This window comes from Phenylobacterium sp. (genome assembly GCF_036501465.1).
GTDB lineage: Bacteria > Pseudomonadota > Alphaproteobacteria > Caulobacterales > Caulobacteraceae > Phenylobacterium.
Map to the genome: position 1 here is coordinate 1 of NZ_DASYAF010000041.1, position 4689 is coordinate 4689.

Sequence of the window (4689 nt, forward strand, 5' to 3'; positions counted from 1 at the left end):
GCGGACATAGACCCTGAGCTTGTGCTGGTCGGCGACGGTGAACAGGGCCGGGTCGTTCGGCGCGCCGGCGGCGATCAGCTGGCCGATGTCGGTGGAGCGCGTGGTGACCACGCCGGCGAAGGGCGCGGTGATCTTCTTGAACGATTCCAGCGCCAGCAGGCGGTTCAGGTTGGCGCGCGCGGCGTTGACCAGCGAGGTCTTGGCGGCCAGGTCGCCGGACTTCTCGTCGGCCTCCTGCTTGGAGACCGCGTCGGCGGCCACCAGGCCCTTCCAGCGCTCGGCGGTGGTGGCGGCCAGGCTCTGGTTGGCCTGGGCCGTGGCCAGGTCGGCGCGGGCCTGCAGCACCTGCTGGTCGAGGTCCGGCGTGTCGATGTCGGCCAGCAGCTGGCCGGCCTTCACCGGCGTGCCGATGTCCACGTACCACTTCTTGAGATAGCCCGAGACGCGGGCGTGGATCGGGGCGTTGTAGAAGGCCTGGATCTCGCCGGGCAGCGCCAGCTGGCGCGTGCCGCCGGCCTCGATCTTCGCCAGGTTGATCGTCGGGATCGCCTGCTCGCGGGTCCAGGTCTTCTGGCCCTGGTCGGCCTGGACGCGGGTGACCAGGCCGCCGACCACCACCACCACGGCGACCGCGGCGGCGACGCCGCCCAGCATCTTCAGCCGCCGGTCGGAGATGTGGGTCACCACCGGCGTCGAGGGGCCGTGGTCATGCCCCGACGGCTCATGTCCAGACGGCTCATGTCCAAACGGCTCGGGGACAGGCGTGGAGTCAGGCATAGGTCTCTCCGGGAACCGCGGTCGGGACCGGCGCGGGCGCATGAGCGCGGCGTCCGTGCACCAGGCTGAAGACCACGGGGACGAACATCAGGGTGGCGATGGTGGCGAAGATCAGCCCGCCGATCACGGCGCGGCCCAGCGGCGCGTTCTGCTCGCCGCCTTCGCCCAGGCCCAGCGCCATCGGCGTCATGCCGATGATCATCGCCAGCGCCGTCATCACGACGGGACGGAAGCGGGTGAAGCCGGCCTCCTTGGCCGCGCGGATCGCATCGCCCGTGGCCGCCAGGCGCTCACGCGCGAAGCTGATGACCAGGATGGAGTTGGCGGTCGCCACGCCCATGCACATGATCGCCCCGGTCAGCGCCGGCACCGACAGCGTGGTGCCGGTGGCGAACAGCATCCAGACGATGCCGGCCAGGGCCGCCGGCAGGGCGGTGATGATCACCCCCGGGTCCAGCCAGGATTGGAAGTTCACGACGATCAGCAGGTAGATCAGCACGATCGCCGCGGCGATCCCGAAGAACAGGCCCGAGAAGGCGTCGTCCATGGTCACCATCTGGCCGCGCAGGGCGACGGTGGCGCCCTTCGGCCGGTCCTTGGCCTCGGCCTTCAGGACCTTGTTGATGTCGGCGGTCACCGAGCCCAGGTCGCGGCCCTGGGTGGTGGCGTAGATGTCGATCACCGGCAGGGCGTTGTAGTGGGTGACCACCGCCGGCGTGGAGTCGCGGCTGATCGAACCCAGGCCGCCCAGCATCTGCGCCGGGCCGCCGCTGGAGCTGTTGATCGGCACGTCCTCCAGGCCCGCGATCGAGGGCACCCGGAACTCCGGCGTCTGGGCGACGATCGGATAGGAGACCCCGTTCTGCGGGTTCACCCAGTAGGTCGGCGCGACCTGGCCGCTGCCGGCCAGCGTGCCCAGCAGGCTGTTGGTCACGTCGCGCTCGGCCAGGCCCAGCTGCGCGGCGCGGACCCGGTCGATGTTGACGCGCAGCTCCGGGCCGCCCTCCGGCTGCTGCATGCGCACGTCGGCCAGGCCGCGGATGCCGTGGATCTTGCGCAGCAGCATGTTGGCGTAGTCGCGGTTGGCCTCGGCGTTGGGGCCGGCGACCTGCAGGTCGATCGGCGCGGGCGAGCCGAAGTTCAGGATCTGGCTGACGATGTCCGCCGGCAGGAAGGCGAAGGTGCTGCCCGGATAGTCACGCGGCAGCACCTCGCGCAGGGTCTTCACATAGTCGGCGGTGGGATGGTGGTGCGGCTTCAGGCTGACATAGAGGTCGCCGTCCTCGGGCCCGATCACCCCGGAGTTCGAATAGACCGTGTTGATGGAGCTGTTCGGCAGGCCGATGTTGTCCACCAGCGAGGCCAGCTCGTCCGGCGGGATCACCTTGCGCACGGTGGCCTCGATACGGCCGAACTCCAGCGAGGTGTCCTCCACCCGCGTGCCGATCGGCGCGCGGACGTGGATGGTCATCTGGCCGGCGTCCACCGAGGGGAAGAAGTTCGAGCCCAGGAATGGGGCCAGGGCGAAAGAGGCCAGGACGACGGTCAGGAAGCCCAGCAGGAACGGCCGGCGCGCGCCCATCGCGCGCTCCAGCAGGCCCGCATAGATCGAGCGCACCTGGGCGAAGCCCGCCTCGAACCGGCGCTGGAAGCGGGCGAACGGATTGCGCGTCCCCTGGCTGGCCGCCACCTCGTGGGCGTGCGGCCGCAGCAGGTACATGGCCATGGTCGGGACCAGGGTCCGCGACAGCACGAAGGAGGCGATCATGGCGTAGACCACCGCCATCGCCATGGGCACGAACAGGAAGCCCGCCACGCCCTTCAGCAGGAACATCGGCACGAAGACGATGCAGATGCACAGCAGCGAGACGAAGGCCGGGGTCACGATCTGATTGGCGCCGTCCAGGATCGCGGTCCTGACCTCCTTGCCCTGCTCCAGGTGCCAGTTGATGTTCTCGATGGTCACCGTGGCGTCGTCCACCAGGATGCCCACGGCCAGCGCCAGGCCGCCGAGCGTCATGATGTTGAAGGTCTGGCCGGTGGCCGAAAGCGCCGCGATCGCCGCCAGCACCGACAGCGGGATCGAGATGGCGATGATCACCGTCGAGCGCCAGCTTCCCAGGAACAGCAGGATCATCAGGCTGGTCAGCGCCGCGGCGATGGCGCCCTCGCGCACCACGCCGGAGATCGCGCCCTTCACGAACAGCGACTGGTCGTTGAGCGCGGTGATCTTGAAGGTCGACGGCAGCTGTTCGGCCAGCGCCGGCAGCTTGTCCTTCACCCCCTGCACCACCGCCAGCGTCGAGGCAGAGCCGATCTTCAGGATGGTCGACAGCACCGCGCGGCCGCCGTCCACGTGGACGATGTTGGTCTGCGGGCTCGCGCCGTCGCGCACCTGGGCCACGTCGCGGATGAAGATCGTCGCGCCGCCCGCCGTCTTGATCGGCAGGCTGTTGAGCTCGTCGATGCTCTCGGCCGCGTCATTGAGGCGGACGTTGTACTGGTAGGAGCCGATCTTCACGAAGCCGGCCGGCAGGATCTGGTTCTGGGCGGCCAGGGCGGCGTTGATGTCGTTGGCCGAAACGCCCTTGGACTGCATGGCCTGGGGGTCCAGGTCGATCTGGATCTGCCGGATCTGGCCGCCGTAGGGATAGGGCGTCGCCGCCCCGCGCACCGTGGTCACCGCCGGGCGGATCACCACCTGCGACAGGTCGAACAGCTTCTGCTCCGACAGCGTCTTGTCGCTGTCGGCCAGCTGCAGGATCGGCACCGTGGCGGCCGAATAGTTCAGGATCAGCGGCGGGTTCACGCCCTGCGGCATCTGCTTGATCGAGGTCTGGGCGGTGGCGGTGACCTGGGCGGTGGCCGTGCGGATGTCGGTGCCTGGCTGGAAGAAGATCTTCACCACCCCGATGCCGGGCAGCGACTGGCTCTCGGTGTGCTCCACGTCGTTGACCGTGGTGGTCAGGAAGCGTTCGAACTGGGTGACGATCCGGTTCGACATGTCCTGCGGCGACAGGCCCGAATAGTTGAACGCCACCCCGATCACCGGCACGCGGATGTCCGGGAAGATGTCGGTGGGCGTCTCCAGCGCCGCCATGATTCCGAAGATCATGATCAGCACGGCCATCACGATGAAGGTGTAGGGCCGTGACAGCGCAATGCGGACTAGGGCGTTCAAACTCGACTCCGGACCTTGCGGGCAGGCGCTGCGCCGCAGCCCCGACGCCGCGCCGCTTATCCGGAGGCTCCTTTGGACCCAACCGGGGGACCAGTTCCAATGAAGATGTTTTTAAGAAGGACGGTATGGGCAGGCCCGGGTCGCCCTGGCCCGCACCCCGCGCCGCCGCCTCGCGGCCGCCGGTCGGACCGCGACACGCGGCGCCTTGATCGCCTCAGTGCCTGGAGTCGTCCGGCGTGGCCCGTTCCAGCAGCGTGATCAAGGCGATCAGGTGCGACCGCTCCAGAGAGGTCGCGCCGCGGAGTTCTTCACGCAGGATCGATGTGGCGCGCGCCTTGGCGTCGGGGTCGCTGGCCAGCGCGTGAAGGGCGGCCATTACGTCGGGCTCGGCGGGCAGGATACGATCGGTCATCAACGCCACTCACTTGCTGAACGCCGATGGGCGCCCCCCAGCGCCAGACCCAAATTGACCGGTCCTGGCGCCCCAGGCCGCACCGGCCGCATGAACCGTGCCATCACGACCACGGGGCCTTGTCGCGGCGGCCTGCGCAGGCGGTGGTGCGAAAATCCTTGACTTTGGGCTCGATCTGTGTTCTTGTTTTGTTCTATGACACCGGACACCACCAAGCGCGAGAGAGCCGAGCAGATCCTGGGCGAGCTCGCAGAGCTCGGCCTGATGCTGGCCCGCGACCTGGCGGTGCAGGCCCGCGCGGCGGAGACGCCGGAAGAGC

General features: G+C 68.8%; 3 protein-coding genes. All 3 read right to left on the reverse strand.

Annotated features, from left to right (window positions below):
• Positions 1-684, reverse strand: a 684-nt coding sequence (locus VGL85_RS04110; protein ID WP_331586273.1) for an efflux RND transporter periplasmic adaptor subunit, incomplete at its 3' end; no start/stop codon positions are given.
• 85 nt (positions 685-769) lie between these two features.
• Positions 770-3958 (reverse strand): efflux RND transporter permease subunit, encoded by a 3189-nt coding sequence (locus VGL85_RS04115; protein ID WP_331586275.1) that lies wholly within the window; start codon positions 3956-3958, stop codon positions 770-772.
• Positions 3959-4172: 214 nt separating this feature from the next.
• Entirely contained in the window at positions 4173-4370 is a 198-nt protein-coding gene (locus VGL85_RS04120) for a hypothetical protein (RefSeq protein WP_331586278.1), read from the reverse strand.
• Positions 4371-4689: the final 319 nt, after the last annotated feature.